This is a genomic window from Allochromatium vinosum DSM 180 (assembly GCF_000025485.1).
GTDB classification, from domain to species: Bacteria; Pseudomonadota; Gammaproteobacteria; order Chromatiales; family Chromatiaceae; genus Thermochromatium; species Thermochromatium vinosum.
The window spans coordinates 3268399-3290671 of sequence record NC_013851.1 but is presented as its reverse complement, the minus strand read 5'-3'; the positions used below and the strand labels follow the sequence as shown (position 1 = coordinate 3290671).

At 65.4% G+C, this 22273-nt stretch carries 25 protein-coding genes and 1 other RNA gene; 13 read left to right on the top strand and 13 right to left on the bottom strand.

Annotated features, from left to right (window positions below; all coding sequences use genetic code 11):
- Positions 1–70 precede the first annotated feature (70 nt).
- Positions 71–502, top strand: coding sequence for a hypothetical protein (locus ALVIN_RS14535; protein ID WP_012972083.1), 432 nt, complete (start codon positions 71–73; stop codon positions 500–502).
- Complete coding sequence (locus ALVIN_RS14530; RefSeq protein WP_407637043.1) at positions 444–980, top strand: DUF2802 domain-containing protein; 537 nt, start codon at positions 444–446, stop codon at positions 978–980. The genes ALVIN_RS14535 and ALVIN_RS14530 overlap by 59 nt, the downstream gene beginning before the upstream one ends.
- A gap of 121 nt (positions 981–1101) precedes the next feature.
- Here ALVIN_RS14530 and ALVIN_RS16705 read toward each other — a convergent pair whose 3' ends face one another.
- The 9 genes from ALVIN_RS16705 to ALVIN_RS14485 form a co-directional block, all read right to left on the bottom strand.
- Complete coding sequence (locus tag ALVIN_RS16705) at positions 1102–3096, bottom strand: PAS domain-containing sensor histidine kinase (RefSeq protein ID WP_050750341.1); 1995 nt, start codon at positions 3094–3096, stop codon at positions 1102–1104.
- A 51-nt stretch (positions 3097–3147) separates the two neighbouring features.
- A complete protein-coding gene (yihA, locus tag ALVIN_RS14520) occupies positions 3148–3807 on the bottom strand; it encodes a ribosome biogenesis GTP-binding protein YihA/YsxC (RefSeq protein WP_043795693.1) in 660 nt (219 codons plus the stop codon).
- 62 nt (positions 3808–3869) lie between these two features.
- Positions 3870–4355 carry a cyclic pyranopterin monophosphate synthase MoaC gene (gene moaC / locus ALVIN_RS14515; RefSeq protein WP_012972079.1) on the bottom strand — a complete coding sequence of 162 codons (486 nt, stop codon included), beginning with the start codon at positions 4353–4355 and terminating at the stop codon, positions 3870–3872.
- A gap of 99 nt (positions 4356–4454) precedes the next feature.
- Positions 4455–5003, bottom strand: a complete 549-nt coding sequence (ppa, locus tag ALVIN_RS14510; RefSeq protein ID WP_012972078.1) for an inorganic diphosphatase — start codon at positions 5001–5003, stop codon at positions 4455–4457.
- A gap of 95 nt (positions 5004–5098) precedes the next feature.
- Positions 5099–6352 carry a 6-phosphofructokinase gene (locus ALVIN_RS14505; protein WP_012972077.1) on the bottom strand — a complete coding sequence of 418 codons (1254 nt, stop codon included), beginning with the start codon at positions 6350–6352 and terminating at the stop codon, positions 5099–5101.
- Between the two features lie 34 nt (positions 6353–6386).
- Positions 6387–7667: a UbiH/UbiF/VisC/COQ6 family ubiquinone biosynthesis hydroxylase gene (locus ALVIN_RS14500; protein ID WP_012972076.1), complete on the bottom strand. Its 1281-nt coding sequence runs from the start codon at positions 7665–7667 to the stop codon at positions 6387–6389.
- Entirely contained in the window at positions 7660–8892 is a 1233-nt protein-coding gene (gene ubiH / locus ALVIN_RS14495; RefSeq protein ID WP_012972075.1) for a 2-octaprenyl-6-methoxyphenyl hydroxylase, read from the bottom strand. The genes ALVIN_RS14500 and ubiH overlap by 8 nt, the downstream gene beginning before the upstream one ends.
- A 2-nt stretch (positions 8893–8894) precedes the next feature.
- Positions 8895–10202, bottom strand: coding sequence for a Xaa-Pro aminopeptidase (gene pepP / locus ALVIN_RS14490; protein WP_012972074.1), 1308 nt, complete (start codon positions 10200–10202; stop codon positions 8895–8897).
- Entirely contained in the window at positions 10199–10759 is a 561-nt protein-coding gene (locus ALVIN_RS14485; protein WP_223295310.1) for a UPF0149 family protein, read from the bottom strand. The genes pepP and ALVIN_RS14485 overlap by 4 nt, the downstream gene beginning before the upstream one ends.
- 357 nt (positions 10760–11116) lie before the next feature.
- Between ALVIN_RS14485 and ALVIN_RS14475 the strand changes: the two genes are divergently transcribed.
- The 4 genes from ALVIN_RS14475 (at position 11117) to rpiA (ending at position 12978) form a co-directional block, all read left to right on the top strand.
- A complete protein-coding gene (locus tag ALVIN_RS14475; protein ID WP_012972072.1) occupies positions 11117–11494 on the top strand; it encodes a cell division protein ZapA in 378 nt (125 codons plus the stop codon).
- Between the two features lie 14 nt (positions 11495–11508).
- Positions 11509–11694, top strand: a non-coding RNA gene (gene ssrS, locus ALVIN_RS17255) — 6S RNA.
- Positions 11684–12325: a 5-formyltetrahydrofolate cyclo-ligase gene (locus ALVIN_RS14470; RefSeq protein ID WP_148217527.1), complete on the top strand. Its 642-nt coding sequence runs from the start codon at positions 11684–11686 to the stop codon at positions 12323–12325. Before ssrS ends, ALVIN_RS14470 begins: the two co-directional genes overlap by 11 nt.
- Complete coding sequence (rpiA, locus tag ALVIN_RS14465) at positions 12322–12978, top strand: ribose-5-phosphate isomerase RpiA (protein ID WP_012972070.1); 657 nt, start codon at positions 12322–12324, stop codon at positions 12976–12978. Before ALVIN_RS14470 ends, rpiA begins: the two co-directional genes overlap by 4 nt.
- Before the next feature lie 83 nt (positions 12979–13061).
- Here rpiA and ALVIN_RS14460 read toward each other — a convergent pair whose 3' ends face one another.
- Positions 13062–14201 carry a porin gene (locus tag ALVIN_RS14460; RefSeq protein WP_012972069.1) on the bottom strand — a complete coding sequence of 380 codons (1140 nt, stop codon included), beginning with the start codon at positions 14199–14201 and terminating at the stop codon, positions 13062–13064.
- A gap of 419 nt (positions 14202–14620) precedes the next feature.
- Here ALVIN_RS14460 and rph point away from each other — a divergent pair, with 419 nt between their 5' ends.
- From rph to ALVIN_RS14425, 7 genes are all read left to right on the top strand, one after another.
- Positions 14621–15346, top strand: a complete 726-nt coding sequence (rph, locus tag ALVIN_RS14455; protein WP_012972068.1) for a ribonuclease PH — start codon at positions 14621–14623, stop codon at positions 15344–15346.
- A complete protein-coding gene (locus ALVIN_RS14450) occupies positions 15343–15951 on the top strand; it encodes an XTP/dITP diphosphatase (RefSeq protein WP_012972067.1) in 609 nt (202 codons plus the stop codon). Before rph ends, ALVIN_RS14450 begins: the two co-directional genes overlap by 4 nt.
- Positions 15948–16646, top strand: a complete 699-nt coding sequence (locus ALVIN_RS14445) for a YggS family pyridoxal phosphate-dependent enzyme (protein ID WP_012972066.1) — start codon at positions 15948–15950, stop codon at positions 16644–16646. The genes ALVIN_RS14450 and ALVIN_RS14445 overlap by 4 nt, the downstream gene beginning before the upstream one ends.
- Positions 16647–16710: 64 nt before the next feature.
- Positions 16711–17541 (top strand): pyrroline-5-carboxylate reductase, encoded by an 831-nt coding sequence (gene proC, locus ALVIN_RS14440; RefSeq protein ID WP_012972065.1) that lies wholly within the window; start codon positions 16711–16713, stop codon positions 17539–17541.
- A complete protein-coding gene (locus ALVIN_RS14435; protein ID WP_012972064.1) occupies positions 17538–18113 on the top strand; it encodes a YggT family protein in 576 nt (191 codons plus the stop codon). The genes proC and ALVIN_RS14435 overlap by 4 nt, the downstream gene beginning before the upstream one ends.
- Before the next feature lie 13 nt (positions 18114–18126).
- The gene (locus ALVIN_RS14430; RefSeq protein ID WP_012972063.1) at positions 18127–18429 is read left to right on the top strand and encodes a DUF167 domain-containing protein; all 303 of its coding nucleotides are present in this window, start codon (positions 18127–18129) and stop codon (positions 18427–18429) included.
- Positions 18417–19184, top strand: a complete 768-nt coding sequence (locus tag ALVIN_RS14425; RefSeq protein ID WP_012972062.1) for an endonuclease/exonuclease/phosphatase family protein — start codon at positions 18417–18419, stop codon at positions 19182–19184. The genes ALVIN_RS14430 and ALVIN_RS14425 overlap by 13 nt, the downstream gene beginning before the upstream one ends.
- 16 nt (positions 19185–19200) lie before the next feature.
- Here ALVIN_RS14425 and ftsX read toward each other — a convergent pair whose 3' ends face one another.
- From ftsX to ftsY, 3 genes are all read right to left on the bottom strand, one after another.
- Positions 19201–20193, bottom strand: coding sequence for a permease-like cell division protein FtsX (ftsX, locus tag ALVIN_RS14420; RefSeq protein WP_012972061.1), 993 nt, complete (start codon positions 20191–20193; stop codon positions 19201–19203).
- 3 nt (positions 20194–20196) lie between these two features.
- The gene (gene ftsE, locus ALVIN_RS14415; protein WP_012972060.1) at positions 20197–20865 is read right to left on the bottom strand and encodes a cell division ATP-binding protein FtsE; all 669 of its coding nucleotides are present in this window, start codon (positions 20863–20865) and stop codon (positions 20197–20199) included.
- A gap of 72 nt (positions 20866–20937) precedes the next feature.
- Complete coding sequence (ftsY, locus tag ALVIN_RS14410) at positions 20938–22206, bottom strand: signal recognition particle-docking protein FtsY (RefSeq protein ID WP_012972059.1); 1269 nt, start codon at positions 22204–22206, stop codon at positions 20938–20940.
- Positions 22207–22273 lie beyond the last annotated feature (67 nt).

Genomic DNA, 22273 nt, shown 5'->3' with positions numbered 1-22273 from the left:
TGTTTCAGCCTTGTCGGCCGATGAAGCCGGTAAGAATCCAATGGATGTACTCTGTTTCGGGAGCTGAGCCATGAGCGAACGTATCAGAGACCTGGAACCGGTTCAGGCCCGGACGCCTTCGCGGGCGCTGGGCGATGATCGCGAGCGTCAACTGGAACAGCAGCGCATCTGGCTGTTGCGTCGACGGTCCGATCGCCGCCGCGATCGCGACGAGCGTCGTAGTGGTGAGCGCCGGTTCGACGAGCGTCGGCTTGGTGAGCGCCGGTTCGAGGAACGTCGTTCCAAGGACCGCCGCCAGGACGATCGTCCGGGTGGCGACCGGCGGGCGCGCGATCGCCGTCAGGACGATCGGCGCCAGAGCGACCGACGGATGACCGATCGGCGCCTGGAGGATCGGCGTTTGGGCGGACGCCAGGCCGATGCGTCGCGACCGAGACCATCGAATGGCTCTCCGCCGCCTGCCCAGGGTCGACGCCGGGGACTCATCGACGACTATGCCTGAAGCCTGGTGGGAGACGCTGGCTCTGATCCGGACCCTTTGGATCGATCCGCGTTGGGTGGCGGCTGTGCTGGCGCTGCTCGTCGCCCTGTCGGCCATCTGGCTGGCCGTGCGTCTGCGTACCCGGCTGCGCGTCCTGGAGGAGCGCCTGCGCGAGCTGCGACACGATCAGCAGGAAACCGATACGGCGCTCCTCGCCCTGCATGGCGCGATCAAGGCCGTGGCCGAGGACGTCATCGACCAGAGCCAGCATCAGTCCAGTGTCAAACGCGCCCTCGACCGGCTGGCCGATCAGCAGAGCGAGTTGCGCCTGCGCAGCGTCGACGAGGGTCTCTATGTCCAAGCCATCGAGTTGATCCGGCTCGGCCGTGGACGCAGCGAGGTTCGCACGCTCTGCGGCCTGACCCACGCCGAGGTCGATCTGCTCTTCAGCCTGCATGGCGCGAGTGTGGTGCGCGAAAGGTCGTCCGGCTCGCGTTGAAGCCCAGCCAATGGTGCGCGGTGTCCTGGATTCCGGGCACCATGCATCCATCGGCTTGCCTCTACTACGACGCAGCCATCGATTTCGGCTTGGATGCTGCGTCGCAGCGTACGATCCGGTCTCAATCGCCGTCGGAGGCCGGCTCGAAGCAGGCGGTAAACCAGAACGCACTGCCGACCCCAGGCCGGCTCTCCACACCGATCTCGCCCTCCATCAGTTCGACGAGCCGCTTGCTGATCGCCAGCCCAAGGCCCGAGCCGCCGAACTGGCGCGCCGTGGAGACGTCCAGTTGTTCGAACGCCAGAAAGAGCGCGTCCTGACGGTCTTCGGGGATGCCGGTTCCTTCGTCGCACACCTCGAAGCGGACACGGACTCGATTCTGGTGCCGGTCGATGAGGTTTGCCTTGACCGTCACGGTTCCGTGTTCGCTGAACTTGACCGCATTGCCGGTCAGGTTCAGCAGAATCTGCCCCAGTCGCCCTGGGTCGCCGTGGAGTCTCGCCGGCAAGGTCGGGTCCATGACCAGACGCAGTCTCAGTCCCTTGGCCTCGACCTCGGCATTGAGCAGCAGGTTCAGCCGTGCCAGGCTATGTCTGAGTTCGAAGTCGACCCGTTCCAGACGCAGTGTGCCGGCTTCCATGCGTGACAGATCGAGAATGTCGTTGGCTATGCGCAGCAGGTGGTAGCCCGCCTCCGCGATCTGACCCAGACGCTGCGACTGTTCGGGGTCATTGGCGCTGGCCTTGAGGCGATGGTTCAGACCGAGAATGGCGTTGATCGGAGCGCGCACTTCATGGCTCATGTTAGCCAGCAGGATGCTCTTGGCCAGATTGGCGCTCTCGGCCTCCAGACGGGCGCGCTCCAGTTCGGCCGTGCGCGTGCGCACCAGCTCTTCCAGATGGCGCCGATGCTCATCCAGTTCGTCCTCGATGCGCTTGCGCTCGGTGATGTCGCGCCAGATCGCGGCCCAATAGCGTCCCTGGCGGATGTCCAGTGCGCGATTGCTGACGTGCACCCGACGCAATTCACCGCTTTTGTGGCGATGAAGGGTCTCGAAATCGCCCTGCCCGGAACTGTTGATTCGTTCACGCCAGCGGGCGATGCCGCGCGGCGAGAGGTCGGCCTGGATGTCTGAGATACCGAGCCGCGCGAACTCGTCGCGACTGTAGCCCAGCGACCGACAGGCGGCTTCGTTGAACTCGACGAAACGCAATGTTTGGGCATCGATCAGGACGATGCCATCGGCGGCCTGATCGACGATGGCGCGATAGAGTTCCTGACTCTCGCGCAGCACATCCGGGGGGCGTCGATTCTCGGTGACGATTGAGCGTTGCGGCTCGGCGTGCTCGCGTCCGATGCCGAGACAGCGGCCTTCGCCGAGCGGCTGGAGCCTGAGATCGACCAGCACCTCGGTACGATCCGCGCGACCTATCCAGACCTCGGTCTGCACGCACTCACCGGCGTCGAGTCGCTCCAGGAGTTCAGGGAGACGTGCATGCTCGCGAGGTGCGATCAGGTCCGGCCAGCACAGGCGGCCCAGACTGGTCGCGTCGTGTTCGGTCAGACGCAAGGCCGCCGGATTGGCGTACAGGAATCCGGCCGGCACCGCACTGATCCAGACGGCGTCGGCGCTGGACGCGGCGAGTACCTGGAAATCGCGCTCGCGACGCTGCGTCTCGGTCTCGTCCATGACATAACCGCGCAGCAGACGCGGTTCGGCCGATTCATCGCGATCCACGACCGTGAAATCGTACAGCCATCGCACCTGACCATCCGGCCGGACGATCCGGTAGCGCTGCTCCCAGGTATCGCGCCCTTCATTGAGATAACGTACCACCTCACCGGCGATCCGGTCGATGTCATCGGGGTGGATCACCGACATGTAGTGGAAATCCGAGTGCATCATGCGTTCGGCCGAGTGGCCGAAGATCGGTGCGACGTTCGGTGAAGCATGACACACCGGCCAGCGCGCCTCCGGACGCCAGACGAGTACGGCTACGGGACCGCCGACGAACAGATCGCGCTCCCAGGCGAGCGTTTCTTCGTCGAGCCGTCGTGTTCGGCGGCTGGTGTAGGGCGAGAGCAAACGGGCATCGGACGGACGCCCGTCATCCAAGGAATCGTATTGGATCGTCGGCGGATGGTCGCTCGTGGTCACTGTGTGCGGTCAGGTGGTCGGTGTCTGGAGCTCGGGGGTGCCGACATGCAGCCAGCGATCCAGGGTGGCCTGGACTTGGGCCAGTCCCTGGCGCTCGGGGGCCGAGAAGAGCTGGACCTCGACCTGGCCGGAGTCGTCGGCCACGGCACGCTCGACGGCCAGACGTGTCGCGCTGGCCGCGCCGCGCTTGAGCTTGTCGGCCTTGGTCAGCAGCAGCAGGATCGACAGCCCGGCACGCCGGCCCCAGGTGAGCATCTGACGATCGTAGTCGGTCAGCGGATGGCGGATGTCCATGACGATCACCAGCCCGACGAGCGACTGACGGCTCTCCAGGTAGTGCGAGAGATGGCGCTGCCATTCGAGTTTGATGCGTTCGGGCACCTTGGCATAGCCGTAGCCGGGCAGATCGACCAAGCGGCGTGTCTCGTCGAGCTCGAAGAAGATCAGCTGCTGGGTGCGGCCTGGGGTCTTGCTGGTCCTGGCCAGCGCGTTCTGGTGACAGATCGCGTTGATGGCGCTCGACTTGCCGGCATTGGAGCGTCCGGCGAAGGCGACCTCGCGCCCTTCATCGGCCGGGGTCTGCTGGAGCTTGGTGGCGGCGGTGAGAAAGCGAGCGCCTTGATAGAGGGCGTGGAAGCGCGTCGATTGGGGCGGGCGAGTGTCGGACATGGATTCTGGGTTCAGTCGAGTGACGGTCGTGACCACCGAGGCGGCGCGAATGCTCCGGGTCATCAGGCCGAGTCTTGGTTGTCGCGCCTCCAGTGCCCGGAGCGTCCACCCGCCTTTTCGACGAGCTGGACATCCGTGATCCGCATGCCGCGGTCGACGGCCTTGCACATATCATAGATCGTCAGGAGACTGATCTGCACGGCACAGAGCGCCTCCATCTCGACGCCGGTGCGGTCACAGGTCTCGACCGTGGCGCGGCACCGGACCGTAGACGCTTCGACGATGGGCGTCAGCTCGATCTCGACGCGCGTGAGGCTCAGTGGATGGCAGAGCGGGATGAGGTCGGCTGTGCGCTTGGCGCCCATGATACCGGCGAGCCGCGCGACCCCGAGCACATCGCCCTTGGCGTGCGCGCCCTGTTCGATCAGGGCCAGAGTCGCCGGCTGCATTCGGATGCGTCCCTCGGCGAGTGCGCGCCGCACCGTTTCGGGCTTGGCGCCGACGTCGACCATGTGGGCCTCGCCGCTCGGCGTGAAATGCGTCAGCATCGAAGCGCCTCCCCGTTGAGTCTGTCTGGCTTGCGAAGACGGGAAGCCGAGCTTCCTCGCGCGGGTGACGAAGCCGGGGCTTCGTCACCCGATCCGTTCTTAGAACGCGGGCTTCTCGGGGGCGTCCTCGAACATCTTGACGCTGGACAGGATCTCCTGGCAGGCCTCCTCGCGGTCGCCCCAGCCGGCGATCCGCACCCACTTGCCCTCGTCGAGATCCTTGTAGTGCTCGAAGAAGTGCGCGATCTGGTCGAGCAGATGTTGCGGCATGTCGCGGAAGCTCTCGACCTGGCGATAGCCCTTGTAGAGCTTGTCGATCGGCAGGGCCAGGATCTTGGCGTCGTCACCCGACTCGTCGGTCATCTTGAGCACGCCGATCGGGCGGCACTTGATGACCGATCCCGGAATCAGCGGATAGGGCGTGACCACCAGCACGTCGACCGGGTCGCCGTCGGCGGACAGGGTGTGCGGGACATAGCCATAGTTGCAGGGATAGTGCATGGCCGTGGACATGAAGCGGTCGACGAACATGGCGCCGGTCGCCTTGTCCATCTCGTACTTCACCGGCTCGGAATGGGCCGGGATCTCGATGATGACGTTGAGGGCATAGGGGACGTTGTCCCCGCGTGAAACCTTGGACAGATCCATGAAAGGGCCTTTGAATGCGTCGATCGGCGGCCATGGGCCGCCGAAATGGTAAAAGCGTCAATTATAGTCCAAATTGACCTTGATAATCTCAATCCTTACAGCTCAAAGGCGCCGAGCTTGCGCTCGACCGGGGCGTTCTTGAGCGTGACGTACTTGGGCAGACCGTGCTCGAAGGGCGGATAGTCCTCGCCCTGGATGAGCGGGATCAGATACTGCTTGCAAGCCGCCGTGATGCCGAAGCCGTCCTCGGAGATGAACTCGCGCGGCATGAACTTCTCGACGTTGGCCACCTGCGAGAGCGGGGCCTCGCCGACCTCCCAGGCGTAGGGGTCGTTGCTGGTGCGCTTGACCGTGGGCATCACGGCATTGTGACCGGCGAGCGCGAACTCGACGGCGGCGCGCCCCATCGCATAGGCCTGCTCGACGTCGGTCTTGGAAGCCAGATGACGGGCTGCGCGCTGGAGATAGTCGGCCACCGCCCAGTGGAACTTGTAGCCGGTGGCGTCCTTGACCATGTTGGCCACGACTGGGGCCGCGCCACCGAGTTGGGCATGACCGAAGGCATCGCGCGTGCCCTGTTCGGCCAGGAAGCGTCCGTCCGGGTACTTGGCACCCTCCGAGACCACTACGGTGCAATAGCCGTGCTGCTCGACCTTGGCTTTGACGGCGGCCAGGAAGCGTGCCTGATCGAACTCGATCTCGGGGAAGAGGATCAGCACCGGGATGTCGTGATCCTCGATCAGACCGCCAGCGGCGGCGATCCAGCCGGCGTGCCGGCCCATGACCTCCAGCACGAAGACCTTGGTCGAGGTCTTGGCCATGGAACGCACGTCGTAGGAGGCTTCCAGCGCCGAGGTGGCGATGTACTTGGCCACCGAGCCGAAGCCGGGGCAGTTGTCGGTGATCGGCAGATCGTTGTCGACCGTCTTGGGCACATGGATGGCCTGCACCGGATAGCCCAGGCTCTCGGAGAGCTGCGAGACCTTGTAGCAGGTGTCGGCCGAGTCGCCGCCGCCGTTGTAGAAGAAATAGCCGATGTCGTGCGCCTTGAAGACCTCGATCAGCCGCTCGTACTCGCGCCGGTTGGCTTCCAGACTCTTGAGCTTGTAGCGACAGGAGCCGAAGGCGCCGGAGGGCGTGTAGCGCAGCGCCGCGATGGCTTCATCCGACTCCTGGCTGGTATCGATCAGATCCTCGGTGAGCGCGCCGATGATGCCGTTGCGTCCGGCGTAGACATTGGCGATCCGGTCGGGATGACGGCGCGCCGTCTCGATCACGCCGCAGGCCGAGGCGTTGATGACGGCGGTCACGCCGCCGGATTGGGCATAGAAGGCGTTCTTGGCTGACACGATGATGTCCTCGATTCGTTTCAGGTAAAGATGATCAAGGGGGAGGTTCTGGACGCGCCGATCTTATACCGATCGCGCATGACGGTTTGGTTGCCCTGCCCGCACTCGCCTCGCAGTCCCGCGCGCGACCGAGTCCGAGCGCCTGGACCATGAACAGCCGCTTGAGCGGCTCCAGACGATCGGTGAGGCTCAGCCCCAGTCCGCGCGCGCGCGCGACCAGCGGCTCCTCGTTACCGAACAGATGTTTGAAGACATCCATCGCCTGGAGCATGAACTGATTTTCACCGCGCCGCGCGCGCGCGTAGTGGCGCAGCGTCCAGAGTCCGGCGATGTCGCGCTTGCACGCCAGGCCGACGTCCAATGCCGCGGCCAGTTCAGCCGCGTCCATGAAACCGAGATTGACGCCCTGGCCGGCGAGCGGGTGAATGGCGTGGGCGGCGTCGCCGATGAGCGCGAGCCCCGGACGCACATAGGTCTTGGTATGTTGCAGTCGCAGCGGGATGGCCGCGCGCGCGCTGTCGAGCCTGAGTGCGCCGAGCCGAAACTCGGAGGCCTCGCTCAAGGTCGCCGAAAAGGCCGCGTCATCGAGCGCCATGAGTTCGGCCGCCCGCGCGTCGTCGGCCGACCACACGATCGAGCAGCGTCCGTCGGCCAGCGGCAGCAGCGCCAGCGGGCCGGTCGGCAGAAAGCGCTGCCAGGCCGTTTCGCGATGCCATTCGGCGGGCCTGACATGGGCGACGATGGCGCGCTGGCCGTAGTCCCAGCCTTCGGTTTCGATTCCGGCCAGAGTGCGGACCAGGGAGTCACGTCCGTCGGCACCGACCAGCAGCCGAGCGGTGATCGAGCGTCCATCGGTGAGGATGAGCCGGGTGCCGGCAGCGTCCATCTCCAGATCCACGATGCCTGCCGGGCACAGGAGCCGGACGTCGTCGGCATTCGCGAGTGACTCCCAGAGCGCGAGCTGGATAACGCGGTTCTCGACGATATGCCCCAGGTCGGGTTCGCCGAGCGTCTGGCTGTCGAAATGGATGTGACCGCCGCCGAGTGCGTCCCAGACGTGCATCTCGCGATAGGCACTCACGCCGAGTTCCTGGATGCGTCCCCAGACTTCGAGGCGCTCCAGGAAGTGCTGACTGGAACGGCTCAGGGCCGAGACCCGGAGGTCGATCTCGCCGGCCGGCCAGTCGCACACCGGCCGACGCGATTCGACCACCGCGACCGCCAGTCCGTGACCCGAAAGCGCGGCGGCGAAGGCCGTACCGACCATGCCACCACCGACAACGACCACATCGAAGGAGGTCTGGATCTCAGACATGCCGTGTCTCCAATGGCAGACCGCGGGCCAGACGCGGCAGGGAACCATCGAGTCCCATGAAGCGGCGCGCCAGCCGATGACGCGCCGCCGGCAACAGATCCAGTCCCAGCAGTCCCAGATTGCGTGCGATGCGCACCGGACGCCAGGGGACGACGAACAGCCGTGCCAGGGTATCGGTCAGGCGCGCGGTATCGGCCTGGTCGCGTCCGCGCCAGCGGGCGTAGTCGGCGAGCGTGCTGGAGGCGCCGGCATCCCGACCGTGTCGTGCGGCCTCGCCAAGGGCCTCGGCCAGCGCCGCGACATCGCGCAGACCCAGATTGAAACCCTGGCCGGCGACCGGATGCAGGGTGTGAGCGGCATTGCCGATCAGCACCAGCCGCTCGTGGATGGTCTCGCGCACCAGCTTGAGCTTGAGCGGATGGGCTTGACGCCGCGAGGGCGCGCTCAGCCGGCCCAGACGCCAGCCGAAACGCGCTTGCAGGCGCGCGACGAAATCGGCCTCCGTGAGTGAGAGCAGGCCGGTCGTCTCGGTCGGCCGGCAGGTCCAGACCACCGAATAGCGTCCACCGGGCATGGGCAGCATGGCCAGGGGGCCGGTATCGGTGAAACGCTCGAAGGCCCGACCAGGGTGCGGCCGGTCCGCCAGCACGGTGGTGATAACGGCGTCCTGCCCGTAATCGTGTTCGTCGACCTGGAGTCCAAGCCGCTCGCGCACGCTGGAGTCACCGCCATCGGCGGCCACCAGCAGACGGGTCGTGACGTGCCGGCGCTCACCGCCGACCTGGATGTCCAGCTCGACGCCATCAGCACCGACGCGATGATCGAGCAGCCGGGCCGGGCGCAGGGTCTGGATATTGGGCGCCTGTTCGAGCGATTCCTGGAGCGCGAGATCCATGGCGCGTGCCGGTGTCACATAGCCGAACGCCTCGACGCCTTCCTCGCGGCGGTCGAGCCGGCTGAAACCGCAGTGACCGCGATCCGAGACATGCACGCTCAGAATGGGTTCGGCCACAGGAGCGATGGCCGGCCAGACGCCGAGGCCGCCGAAGATGCGCCGGCTGCCGAGCGACAGCGCAATGACGCGCTCGTCCGGACTCGGTTGGTTCGAGGCGCGCACGGGGGCCGATTCGATCAGCGCCACCCGCAGCGGCAAGTCGTGCAGCGCGCTGGCCAGACTGCCACCGACCAGACCACCACCCACGATCACCACGTCGAATTCGGCCATCCTCAACCTCGCTGCATCAGTGTCTCGATCGCCTCGGGATCCTTGGGCGCCCCAGCCGAGAGGATCTCGTGGCCCTGTTCCGTGATGAGTACATCGTCCTCGATGCGCACGCCGATGCCGCGATAGAGCTCGGGCACGGCCTCGTCGTGCGACAGATAGAGCCCAGGCTCCACGGTCAGCACCATGCCGGGTTCCAGTTCGCACCAGTCGCCGTCGCGCTTGTAGGCGCCGACGTCGTGCACATCCATGCCCAGCCAGTGGCCGGTGCGGTGCATGTAATAGGGCTTGTGCGCCTCGTCCTTGATCAGATCCTTGGTCTTGCCGTTCAGGATACCCAATTCCACCAGTCCCTTGGTCAACACCTTGACCGCCGCTTCGTGCGGTTCGTTCCAGTGATGCCCCGGACGCGCGCGCTCGATGGCCGCCCGTTGTGCCTTCAGCACCAGTTCGTAGATCGTCCGCTGGGCTGGACTGAACCGCCCGTTGACTGGAAAGGTGCGGGTGATGTCCGAGGCATAGCCGTCCAGCTCGCAGCCGGCGTCGATCAGTACCAGATCGCCGTCGCGTAGCGGCGCCGAGTTCTCGACATAGTGCAGCACGCAAGCGTGCTCGCCGCCGGCGACGATGCTCGGATAGGCCAGATGCCGAGCACCGGCCAGCGCGCACTGGTGCTGGAACTCCGCCTCCAGCCGTGCTTCGTTCAGACCGGGGCGGCACAGACGCATCAGTTCGCTGTGCGCGCGTGCCGAGATCTTGGCGGCGCGGCGCATGACGGCGATCTCGGCTGGGCTCTTGATGAGACGCTGCGCGTGCAGCACGGATTCGAGGGTGACGAAGGTCTCGGGCGCGACGGCACCGGTTCGCGCTTTGGCGCGCACCTGCCTGACCCAGCCCATGACCTGGGCGTCCAGCATCGAGTCGGTGCCAATCGGGTAGTAAAGCCGTTGACGCCCATCGATGAGCGTCGGCATCAGGGTGTCGAGTTCACTCAGCGGATGGGCCTCGTCGGCGCCGAACGCCTCGATCGCGCCCTCGACTCCGAGACGCGCTCCATCCCACTGCTCGCGCTCCGGATCGCGCGGACGGCAGAAGAGGACGAATTCACCTTCCTGACGCTTGGGTGCGATCACGAGCCAGGCGTCCGGTTCGGGGAAGCCGGTCAGATAGCTGAAGTCACTGCTCTGACGGAACGGGTAGTGAACGTCGCGATTGCGCGTCACCTCGCGCGCCGCCGGCAGGATGGCGAGTGCGTCCGCACCGATCGTGTTGGCCAGCGCGCGGCGTCGGCGTCTGTATTCGGAACGGGTCATTCGGGGTCTGTCTCTGGGCCGGTGGAGATCGCCTGATTTGTGGTCTGAGCGCGTGCGACGGCGCGCTCGTGATGGATCAGCATGGCTGCGACCCGAACGAACTCGACCACTTCGGCGAGCGCCTGCTCGTTCTCCTCGGTTTCCTCCAGGTCGTCGAGATCCATCTGGGTGATGGCCGTGAGATCGCGCAGGATCTCGCGTCCCTGCTCGGAGAGGTCGGACTCCGACAGGGACACCAGACCGAGTGCGTAGAGAAAGCCGCGTATCCAGTCGTAGAGCCAGAGCGCGCGCTCGCCGAGCGGGGCCGAGTCGCCGGGGGAGGGGAGTCCAATCAGTGGTTCCCGCCCCTGGAACTCGCGCTCGATGGCCAGCCCGCATTCGCGCAGGGCCGCGCGCCCTTCGGCGACCAGCGCCTCTCCGGCGTCTGGGGTGGGCGCGACCTGTGCGAGCCAGGATTCAAGGGCGTGCGCTTCCCCGCCGCAGATCAGGCCGCAGAGGATGCCGTGCGCCTCGCTGGGCGAGGGGTTCAATGGCCCGGCGTCGAGATAAGGGCCGATGTCAGGGTCGATGATGTCCGTGGCGACCTCCCGTCATTACAGGTATGCTTGAGCCTTGCTGGATGATCCAGGATCATAGCACGCACACCTGCCCGATTGACCGCCCGCGAAGCCCCTTCTATAGTGCGCGGAATTCCAATGGAGTCGCGGACTTTGGCCAAGTTTGACCTCGATCAATTTGAACTTCGGTTGACGGCCCTGATCCGCTTGAACGAGAGGCTCAGGGAAGAGAACGCCTCGCTGCGCGCGCCAGGAGCTGCTCGTCGCCGAGCGCAGTGAATTGATCGAAAAGACCGAACAAGCTCGGAGCCGCGTCGAGGCCATGCTGTCCCGACTGCGCGCGATGGAGGAGAATCTGTGATCGAAGAGCCGCTGCAACTGAGTATCAAGATCCTGGACAAGGAATACCGGATCGCCTGCGAATTCCATGAGCAGGACGACCTGAAGGCATCGGCGCGACTGCTCGACGGGCGTATGCGCGAGATCCGCCAGACCGGACGTGTGATCGGAACCGACCGCATCGCGGTCATGGCCGCGCTCAACATTGCGCATGATCTCATCCAGGTCCAGCGCGCCCGTTCCGGTCCCGAGGGCGAGCTGACCCGGCGCCTGCACCAGCTCCAGGAGCGTGTCAATCACGCGCTGGCCGGAGACGAAGACGATGAGCAGGCTCACCAGAGTGAACCGGAAACGCCGGTGCAGTCAAGTCTGGACGCCTCGCGCGAAAGGGTATAGCCTGTAACCCAAGACACCCCCTGTAGTGTTCGATAGCGGCCTGGGTATTTTCTTGAGCCTAATCGCTACCCCGGGGATGGCACGGCAAAGCGGTTGTGCATGTCCGCCTCCGAGCGGAAAGCCTGAAGTGGCGCCAGTCGTCCCCACTTGAACCCTATGGTTCAAGAACGAGGGCCTGCAACGGCACAGATGGGGGGTGTCTCTCCTTCACGCCATCCCATGTCTCCCCCTCAGCGAACCAGACAGCGGCTGCGAGCGGCACGCCGCGCACTCGACGCGCGCACACAGCGCCGGCATGCCAAAGCGCTGGTCCGTCGTCTGATCCGACACCCGAGCGTGCGACGCGCACGGTGCATCGCGCTCTACTGGCCTGCCGATGGCGAAATCGATCCGCGCGCGCTGATGCAACACGAGTCCTGTCGCGCCAAGCGCTTCTATCTGCCGGTCCTGAATCCGCTGAAGCGACGCCAGGGCGCGCTCTGGTTCGCGCGCTATCGTCCGGGCGAGCGGTTGCGGCCCAATCGCTTCGGCATCCCTGAGCCAGCCGGACGCGGCCCCCAGTTGATCCACCCGATCTGCCTCGACCTCATGATCCTGCCGCTGGTCGGGTTCGATGCGCGCGGGCATCGTCTCGGCATGGGCGGCGGTTTCTACGATCGCACGCTGGCCTTTCGGCGGCGTCACCCGCACTGGCGCCGGCCACGACTGATCGGCGTGGCGCACGAATGCCAGCGTCTCGACCACATCGACCCGCGTCCCTGGGACGTTCGGCTCGATGCCATTCTGACCGAATCCCGTCTCTACAACGACAAACCGGAGGACGATCCATGAATCAAGACGACCTGAAGAAACAGGCGGCCGAGGCCGCGCTCGACTATGTCGAGGGTGGCGTGATCGGCGTGGGTACCGGCTCGACCGTGAATCATTTCATCGACGCCCTGGCCGGCATCAAGAACCGGATCGAGGGTGCTGTTTCCAGCTCCGAGGTCTCGACCGAACGCCTCAAGCGGCACGGCATCCCGGTGTTCGACCTCAATGCGGTGGGTGAGCTGGCGCTCTATGTCGATGGCGCCGACGAGGCCAATGGGCGGCTGGAACTCATCAAGGGCGGTGGCGGGGCGCTGACGCGCGAGAAGATCGTGGCGGCGGCGAGCCGCAAGTTCGTCTGCATCGCCGACGAGAGCAAGCTGGTCGAGGTGCTGGGGCGCTTCCCGCTGCCGGTCGAGGTCATCCCCATGGCGCGCAGCTATGTGGCGCGTGAGCTGGTTCGGCTCGGTGGCACACCAGTCTGGCGCGAGGGCTTCGTGACCGATAACGGCAATCTGATCCTGGACGTCCAGAACCTGGAAATCACCGATCCTCAGGGGCTTGAGCAGCAGGTCAACAATATTGCCGGCGTGGTCACGGTCGGTATCTTCGCGCTGCGTCCGGCTGATGTGCTGATCCTGGGCTCAGCTCGTGGGCCGAGAGCGATCGCGCCCTGATCGTCATCCGGCCATTGAGACCCAAAAAGAAAACGGGATCCCGAAGGATCCCGTTTCCACTTCACACGACTTCGAGCCGAAGCTTAGAAGTTGTGGATCATACCGACAGAGAAGCCATCCCAATTTGAATCGGGGGCGTCGTCGTTGACCTGGGTATAGAGCACATAAGCCTTGGTGCGCTTGCTCAGGTTGTGATCGAAGGCAAGCGCCCAGGTGTAGTAATCACCCTCGACGGTGTCCTTGATGTCCTTGGGAGCGCCGACAGTGATGCGGCCATCACGATTGCCGCTACCGTACATGGCCTTGACCATGCTGTTGCCGAAGGAGTAGCCGGCCTGGACCTGCCAGATCTTCAGCTTTTCGTTGTCAGTAGCCGGGGTGAGCTGGCCAGCGGGCAGATTGGACTGCTCTTCATAGATACCGGTCAGGGTGAAGCCATTCCAATCCATCAGGCCCAAGCCAAGACGCCACTTGGTGTAGTCGTCATCGATGAGCTTGTTGAGGCTCTCGACTGTATCCATGTAAAGCTCGTTGCCGAGCGCTTCATAAGCCAGCGACGCATAGAAGGGGCCGTTGCTGTAGATACCTGCGATGGAGTAGGCCTCTGCCAGACTGTCGGAGTTGAGGTTCTCGCCGTAGCCAACGGTAGAGGCGCCACCCGCATGAACGGCAGCAGCCAGCTGGAAGCCGCTCAGGCTCGGGCTGACATAGGCGATAGCGTTGTCGGCGCGGACATCGTCGAAGCCGACGGTGCCGTTGTTGTCGGCCATGGTGTCGGCGAAGAGGTCGAGTTTGCCGGTCGAGGTCTTGTACGGGGTGTCGTTACGACCAACGACGAAGGTACCCCAGTCGCCGGTCAGACCGACGAAGCTGTTACGCATGGTGATGCTGTCGTTGGAGCCGGAGGCGGCGTTGCCGGTGGTGCTCTCCTCGGTCATCTTGACGCCGAACTCGACCTGATAGATGGCCTTCATGCCATTGCCCAGATCCTCGGAACCCTTGACGCCGATGCGGTTGGCACGGCCTTCACCGGGGATGCCGGCACCGCCGTTGACCCCCCAGCCATTGAATTTCTTGGGCTTGACTCCGCTGGTGTCAGCTCCTTCCACCGACGCCCAATCGATCGACATGTGCAGCTTGCCATAGAGGACGGCATCGGCCATCGCTGCGGTCGGAGCAACCATCGCGGCGGCAACCGCCATGCTCAGAAGTTTCTTGTTCATGCTGTTCTCCGCTGTTGTGAATTTGTCAGTTTGACTGCTGAAACCGAGCGCAATCATGCTTTGCGATGTGAACTATAGAGTACGAAATGGCGTTTTGCAACAGATTGAGCGAAAAAAGACACACCAGGAATAAATGTATCTTTTTTGCAGCACCATCCGATCTTCATCGAGTCGAGAACGCTTCGAACCCGTTCAAAGACTCTCACATCCATTTGATCCGCATCCGCAACTGAGCTTCGGCGCCCTGTGGCGGGAGCCAGTGTCGAGTCACGCGCATCTTAGCGGCAAGGCGTTCGGGATGCCACAAGGAGCGCTCCATGTCTGTGCTTACATAAGTCTAAGGCATCGATATTGGCCCTTCGCGCTACGGTCGAAGTACACTGTGCCGGTCTATTCCAATGCCGGAGCCGCCAAGCAACATGAGACCTTCCCAACGTCGCCCCGATGAGGCGCGCCCCATCTGCTTCACACGCGGTTTCACCCGTCATGCCGAGGGCTCGGTCCTCGTCGAGTTCGGGGATACGCGCGTGCTCTGTACCGCCAGTGTCGAGCCGCGCGTGCCGCCCTTTCTCAAAGGCAAGGGTCAGGGCTGGATTACGGCCGAATATGGGATGCTGCCGCGCTCGACCGGCGAGCGCATGCCGCGTGAGGCCGCGCGCGGCAAGCAGGGCGGCCGCACTCTGGAGATCCAGCGGCTGATCGGGCGCGCGCTGCGGGCCGCCGTGTATCTGAACGCACTCGGTGAGCGCACCATCACGCTCGACTGCGACGTGCTCCAGGCCGATGGCGGCACCCGCACCGCCGCTATTACCGGCGCCTGGGTTGCGCTGCGCGAGGCCATCGACCACCTGCTGGCCAGTGGCCAGTTGACGGCCGACCCGATCAAGACCCAGATCGCTGCCGTCTCGGTCGGTATCTACCAAGGCACACCCGTGCTCGACCTCGACTATGCCGAGGACTCGTCCGCCGAGACCGACATGAATCTGGTGATGGACGGTGAGGGGCGCTTCATCGAGGTCCAGGGCACCGCCGAGGGCCATCCCTTCACCCGCGCCGAACTCGATGCCCTGCTGGAGCTGGGCGCCGCCGGTATCCGCTCCATCCAGGCCGCGCAGCGTGCCGCGCTGGAGGATCGAGCCGCATGACCCGATCGCACAGCGGTGAGGCCATCGTTCTGGCCAGCAACAACGCCGGCAAGGTTCGCGAGATCGAACGTCTGCTGGCCGAATGCCATGTCCACATCCGCCCTCAGGGCGAGTACGGCATCCCCGAGGCCGAGGAAACCGGCCTGACCTTCGTCGAGAACGCCATCCTCAAGGCGCGTAACGCCGCGCGTCACAGTGGGCTGCCGGCCATCGCCGACGACTCGGGACTGGAGGTCGACGCACTGTGCGGCGCGCCCGGCATCTATTCGGCCCGCTATGCCGGTCCGGGCGCCACGGACGAGGCCAATCTGCGCAAACTGCTGGCCGATCTCAAGGACGTGCCCGAGGCTGAGCGCACGGCGCGCTTCCAGTGCGTGCTGGTCTATCTGCGCCACGCCGAGGATCCGACGCCGCTGATCTGCCAGGGTACCTGGGAAGGGAGCATCCTGTCCGAGCCGCGCGGAACCAGCGGCTTCGGCTATGACCCGATCTTCCTGGTCCCGAGCCTCGACCGTAGCTCCGCCGAGCTCGACCCCGACACCAAGAACCGTCTCAGTCATCGCGGTCAGGCGTTGCGACGATTGCAGGAGCAACTTTCGGCATGACACCCAGCGACATCGCCCAGCATCGCAATCAGGTACTCGCGCGCATTCAGGCGGCGATCGAGCATGCCGGTCGTCCGGCCGGCTCGGTTGCCCTGATCGCGGTGAGCAAGAAGCAACCGGCCGAGGCGATCCGCGCCGCCCATGCCGCCGGTCAACGCGCCTTCGGCGAGAGCTACCTGCAAGAGGCGCTCGACAAACAGGCGCTGCTTGTGGATCTCTCTGACATCGAATGGCATTTCATCGGCCGTATCCAGTCCAACAAGACGCGCCAGATCGCGGCCCATTTCGACTGGGTGCATGGTCTGGCCGATCTCGGGCACGCACGGCGTCTGAGCGAACAGCGTCCGGCGAGCCGTCCGCCCCTCAACGTCTGTCTCCAGGTCAACCTGAGCGGCGAGACGAGCAAGGGCGGTGTCGCGCCCGATGCGGTCGGCGCGCTCCTGGAGCCGTGCCGCGAACTTCCCGGCTTGCGCGTGCGCGGACTCATGACCCTGCCTGCGCCGTCCGAGGATGAGACCGAGCAGCGTCGCCCGTTCCGCGCCCTGCGCGAACTGCGCGACCGGCTCGCGACGCCCGACTGTCCGCTCGAGGTGCTCTCGATGGGCATGTCCGACGATATGGAGGCGGCGATCCTGGAGGGGGCGACCCAGGTGCGCATCGGCACGGCGGTCTTCGGCGTGCGCTCCACCGACTGATGAGGGCGCGAAAATTGCCGTACAATGCCCCATCGCTCGTCACACTGAATCTGTCGCGATTGCAATGAGTACAGCCAACATTCGCTTCATCGGTGGCGGCAACATGGCCACCAGTCTGATCGCCGGTCTGATCGCCGATGGCTATGCGCCGCAGGCCATCCAGGTCTCGGACCCCAGCCCGGAGCGTCGCCATGCGTTGCAGGCCAGCCTGGGTGTGCGCGCGCTCGCTACGAATGCCGAGGCGCTTGCCGGGGCCGAGACCCTGGTGCTCTGCGTCAAACCGCAGCTGGCGGCTTCGGTCTGCGCCGAACTCGCGCCGCTCTTGGACGGACAGCGGCCGTTGATCGTCTCGGTGATGGCCGGGGTGCCCGAGCAGACCCTCCAGCGCTGGCTCGGCGCCTCCCTGCCGATCGTGCGTGCCATGCCCAACACCCCGGCGATGGTGCAGACCGGGGCCATCGGATTGCACGCCAGCCCCGAGGTCGACGCCGAGGGCCGCAATCGCGCCGAGACCATCCTGCGCGCCGTGGGGCTGGTGCGTTGGGTTGAGGACGAATCGCACATCGACGCGGTCACGGCCATCTCGGGGAGTGGGCCGGCCTACTTCTTCCTGTTCATGGAGGCGCTGGAACAGGCGGCGATCGAACTGGGCCTGGACGGCGAGACGGCACGGCTGCTGACCATCCAGACCGCACTCGGCGCGGCTAAGATGGCCATGGAGAGCACCGACCCGCCGGCGCGCCTGCGCGAGCAGGTGACGTCGCCCGGCGGCACCACCGAGCGCGCGCTCGCGGTCTTCGACGAGGCCGACCTGCGCGCCCTGGTCGAACGCGCCGCACGCGCGGCGCGTGATCGCGCCGTCGAGCTGTCGAAAACACTCTCGGAGGCGCCATGACAGGTTCCTATCTGCTCGACCCGCTGGTCTTCCTGATCCAGACCCTGTTCGGACTCTATATCGCGGTGGTGGCGCTACGCTTCCTGCTGCAATGGGTGCGGGCCGATTTCTACAATCCCATCTCGCAGTTCGTCGTGCGGATCACCACGCCGGTCCTGCGTCCGCTACGCCGGATCGTGCCCGGCTATGGCGGCCTGGATCTGGCGGCGTTGGTGCTGATCTGGCTGCTGTCGGCGGTCGAGCTGGGGCTGATGGCGCTGGTCGTCGGACTGGACCGCTCGCTGTTCGGCGCCTTCGGCTGGGCGATCCCGAGCATGGCCGAACTCTTCATCAATATCTTCCTGTTCGCGATCCTGATCCGGGTCATCCTGAGCTGGGTCAATCCCGACCCCTACAATCCGGCGACGGCCCTGCTCGACCGGCTGACCGCGCCCGTGATGCGTCCGGCCCAGCGCGTGATCCGGCCGATCGGCGGCCTCGATCTCTCGCCGATGCTGGTCATGATCGGTCTGGTGCTGCTCAACATGCTGCTGATCCCGCCGCTCAAATGGCTGGTCGCCAGTCCCTTCTGATGGACCGGCGGCGGTGAGCTGGTATCGCTGGGACGGCGAAGACCTGGAACTGCGGCTACGGGTGCAGCCGCGTGCGCCCAAGGATGCGTTCGCCGAACCCGATCCAAGCGGCGACTATTATCGCGTGCGGCTCAAGGCGCCGCCGGTCGAGGGCAAGGCCAATCAGGCGCTGCGGCGCTTCGTCGCTGACGCCTTCGAGGTGACGCTGTCCCAGGTCGAGATCCTCAGCGGTGAGCAGGCGCGCTACAAGCGGCTGCGCATCCGGCATCCACGCGCCCTACCGCTGCCGGTCGGAACCCCGACATGCGCCAACTGAATCTGCTCAGCTACAACGTCCAGGCCGGCATCGAGTCGCGTCAGTACAGTGATTATCTGTTCCAGAGCTGGAAGCATCTGCTGCCCCATCCCGAGCGCCTGACCAATCTGGCGCGCATCGCCCAGTTGCTGCGCCAGTTCGACGTGGTCGGGCTGCAAGAGGTCGACGCCGGCAGTCTGCGCAGTTCTTATGTCGACCAGACCCAGTATCTGGCCACTCAGGGCGCCTTTCCGCACTGGTATCGTCAGATCAACCGCAATCTGGCGCCCTTCGCTCAGCACAGCAACGGTCTGCTCGCCCGTCCGCGTCCGGCCTGCATCACCGAGCATCGCCTGCCGGGGCTGCCGGGGCGCGGCGTGGTGGTGGCTGAGTTCGCGCTCGACGACGGCGAGGTTCTGGCCATCGGCATCGTGCATCTGGCGCTCGGCTGGAACGCGCGCCGGCTCCAGCTGGATTATCTGAGCCGGCTCGCCCAGACATACCCCTATCTGGTCCTGATGGGCGACTTCAACTGCGGCTGCAACTCCAAAGGGTTGCGCAACATGGTTCGCCGCTCCGGGATGCGCGGTCTGGATTGCGAACTCAAGACCTTCCCGAGCTGGCGCCCGCGCCACAATCTCGACCACATCCTGGTCTCGCGTCCGATCGAGGTGGTCGCCGCGCGCGTGCTCGATTATGCGCTCTCGGACCATCTTCCTATCAGCATGCGGATCGAGTTGCCGGTCGGGGTGCGTCTGCTCGAATCAACTGCGTGAGTCTGGACCGAGCGCTTCAGTGCGCCTCGGCCCCGCGCAGATGGCGGTTGACCGCCAGCCAACTGCCGCTGAAGCTCAACAGGATGCTGGCCCCGAGCATGTTGAGGGTATCGCCGAACCCCAGGCCGGCGAGCCTGAATTCGCTGTGGTAGAGCGAGGCCAGTCGCGAGACCGAGCCTTGCAGGATCAGGATCGCCAGCGTCACCAGCAGCCAGGCCGTCAGCCCGCCCAAGAGTCCGTACCAGGCGCCCGTGTAGAGGAAGGGACGGCGGATGAAGGCCGCCGTGGCGCCGACCAGTTCCATGATCTCGATCTCGATACGCCGGTTGAGGATCTCCAGCCGGATGGTGTTGCCCACGATCAGCAGCACGCCGATGCCGAGCAGACCGCCGAGCAGCAGGGCGACGACCTGCACCAGATCCAGGATCGCCTGCAGGCGTTGCAGCCAGAGTGTATCCATGCGCGCGAAATCGGCCTCGGGCAGATCCAGCAGGCGTTCCTGCAGGATCTCCAGCCGCTCCGGGTTGGCGTGCTCGGGAACAGGGTAGACGGCCAGCACGGTCGGCAGCGGGTTTTTGGTGATCTTGTCGAGCGCGTCCTCGAAGCCGCCCAGATCGCGGAACTCGGCCAGGGCCTGATCGCGCGTGATGAGCTGGATGCGCGCGATCTCCTGCCAGTTCCTGAGCTGATCGGCCAGGGTGGCCGCTTTCTGGTCGTCGACCTTGAGGTCGAGAAAGAGCGAGATGGCCGCTGTCTGGTCCCAGCCGCCCGCCATGGCGCGCAGATTCTCACTCAATACATAGAGTGCCGAGGGCAGGGCGAGCGAGATGCCGATCACGGCCACGGTCATGATCGAGGGCAATGGATTGGCGCGCAGTCGGCCCAGGGTCTCGATGACGGTCTTCAGATGCTGGTTGAACCAGATCCCCGGACGCTCCAGGAACCTGGGGCCACGGGCGCGGGGTGTGGGCGGCTTGCGCGGAGGGCGGGGAAGGCGTCGTCTACCCATGATTCACCAGGCTCCTGTGTCGCCGACGAGCCGGCCCGCGTCCAGGGTCAGGGTGCGGTGGCGCAGATCGTTGACCAGACCAAAGTCATGGGTCGCGATCAGCAGCGTCACGCCGACGTATTTGAAGCGCTCGAAGAGTTCGAAGATCTCGCGCGAGAGGTCCGGGTCGAGGTTGCCGGTCGGCTCGTCGGCCAGCAGTACCGGCGGACGCCCGACTAGGGCGCGCGCGATGCCGACGCGCTGTTGCTCACCGCCCGAGAGCGCCATCGGTGTGGCCTGTTCGCGCTTGAGCAGTCCCACCTGATCGAGCGCCGCGCGCACCCGCCGCCCGATCTCGCGCGGATGGACGCCCGTCACCACCAGCGGCAGGGCGACGTTGTCGAAAATGGTGCGATCCGGCAGCAGACGATGGTCCTGGAAGATCATGCCGACCTGGCGGCGATGGTAGGGGATCTCGCGGCGCGGCAGGGTGCCGAGATTACGGCCATTGACCAGTACCTGTCCGCGCGAGGGACGTTCGAGCAGGCCGATCAGACGCAGCAGGGTACTCTTGCCGGCGCCTGAATGTCCGGTCAGGAAGACCATCTCGCCGGTCTGGATCTCGAAGTCGATGGCGGACAGGGCCTCGCCGCGTTCGGGATAACGTTTGAAGACGTTCTGAAAGCGGATCACGGTCGCTCACACCTCGTCGCAGGGTTTCCGGGCGTGCTCGGCTGGAGCGGTTCAGGCTAACGTACCAGCGCGCTAGCCGAGCAGAGCCTCGACGAACTCGTCGGGGTCGAAGGGGCGCAGATCCTCGATCGATTCGCCCACACCGATGAAGCGGATCGGTACCCGCAGCCGCTCGGCGATGGCAAACAGGATGCCGCCCTTGGCCGTGCCGTCGAGCTTGGTGAGCGTGATGCCGGTCAGACCCACGGCGCGATGGAAGTGCTCGGCCTGGTTGAGCGCGTTCTGGCCGGTGGTGGCGTCGACCACCAGCATCACCTCGTGCGGCGCCTCGGGGTCGAGCTTCTTGAGCACGCGCGCGACCTTGGACAGCTCATCCATCAGATTGGTCTTGGTGTGCAGGCGCCCGGCTGTGTCGGCGATCAGCACGTCGGCTCCGCGCGCGGTGGCCGCCTGGAGCGCGTCGAAGATCACCGAGGCCGAGTCGGCCCCTGTGTGCTGGGCGACGACCGGCACGCCGTTGCGCTCGCCCCAGGTCTCGAGCTGCTCGACGGCGGCGGCGCGGAAGGTGTCGCCGGCGGCGAGCATGACGCTGTTGCCTTCTTCTTGCAGCCGCTTGGCCAGCTTGCCGATGGTGGTGGTCTTGCCGGCACCGTTGACGCCGACCATGAGGACGACCTGCGGTTTGCCGGGCGCAGGCTGCTTGACCGGACCGTCGACGGCGCGCAGGATGGTCCGCAGATCCTCCTTGAGTGCCGCGAGCAGCGCCTCGGGGTCGGTGATTTTTTTGCGCTTCACCCGCGCGGTGAGATCGGCGATGAGGCGCGTGCTGGTCTCGATGCCGACGTCGGCGGTGATGAGCAGGGTTTCGAGTTCTTCGAGCAGGTCGTCGTCGATCTTCTGGCGTCCGCGCAGCAGGCTGCCGAGTCCGCCGCCGAGCTGGGTGCGCGACTTGGAAAGGCGTTCGCGCAGACGTGCGAGTGCACCGCGCTTGGGCGCGGATTCGGACTCGGCGCCGGAATCGGCCTGAGGTCGCGGGCTGAGGACGGTCGAGGGCTCGGGAGTCTTCGGCGGCGACGGCGCGCGTGCGGGTTCGACGGCGACAGGGACCGGCGCCTGCTGCATCGTCGGCGTCGCGGTCGGCTCCGGCTCGGCGAGCGCCGGCTTGTTCGAGCGAAAGAGTTTGCCGAACCAGGGCTTCTTGGGTGCCGAGGGTTCGCTCGCCGGCTGGGTTTGTGCCGCGTCACGTGGCGCGGAATCCGGCTTGGCCTCACTCAATTCGGGGGGTTTTGAAGCCGGAGCCGCCGGATTGGGCGTCTCCTGTTTTTTTCCGAAACGGAACATAGGGTAATGCTTCAGGGTCGATGATCGGGTGGGTGGCGCTCGGCCATTGCGTTCGGCGCCCAATGCT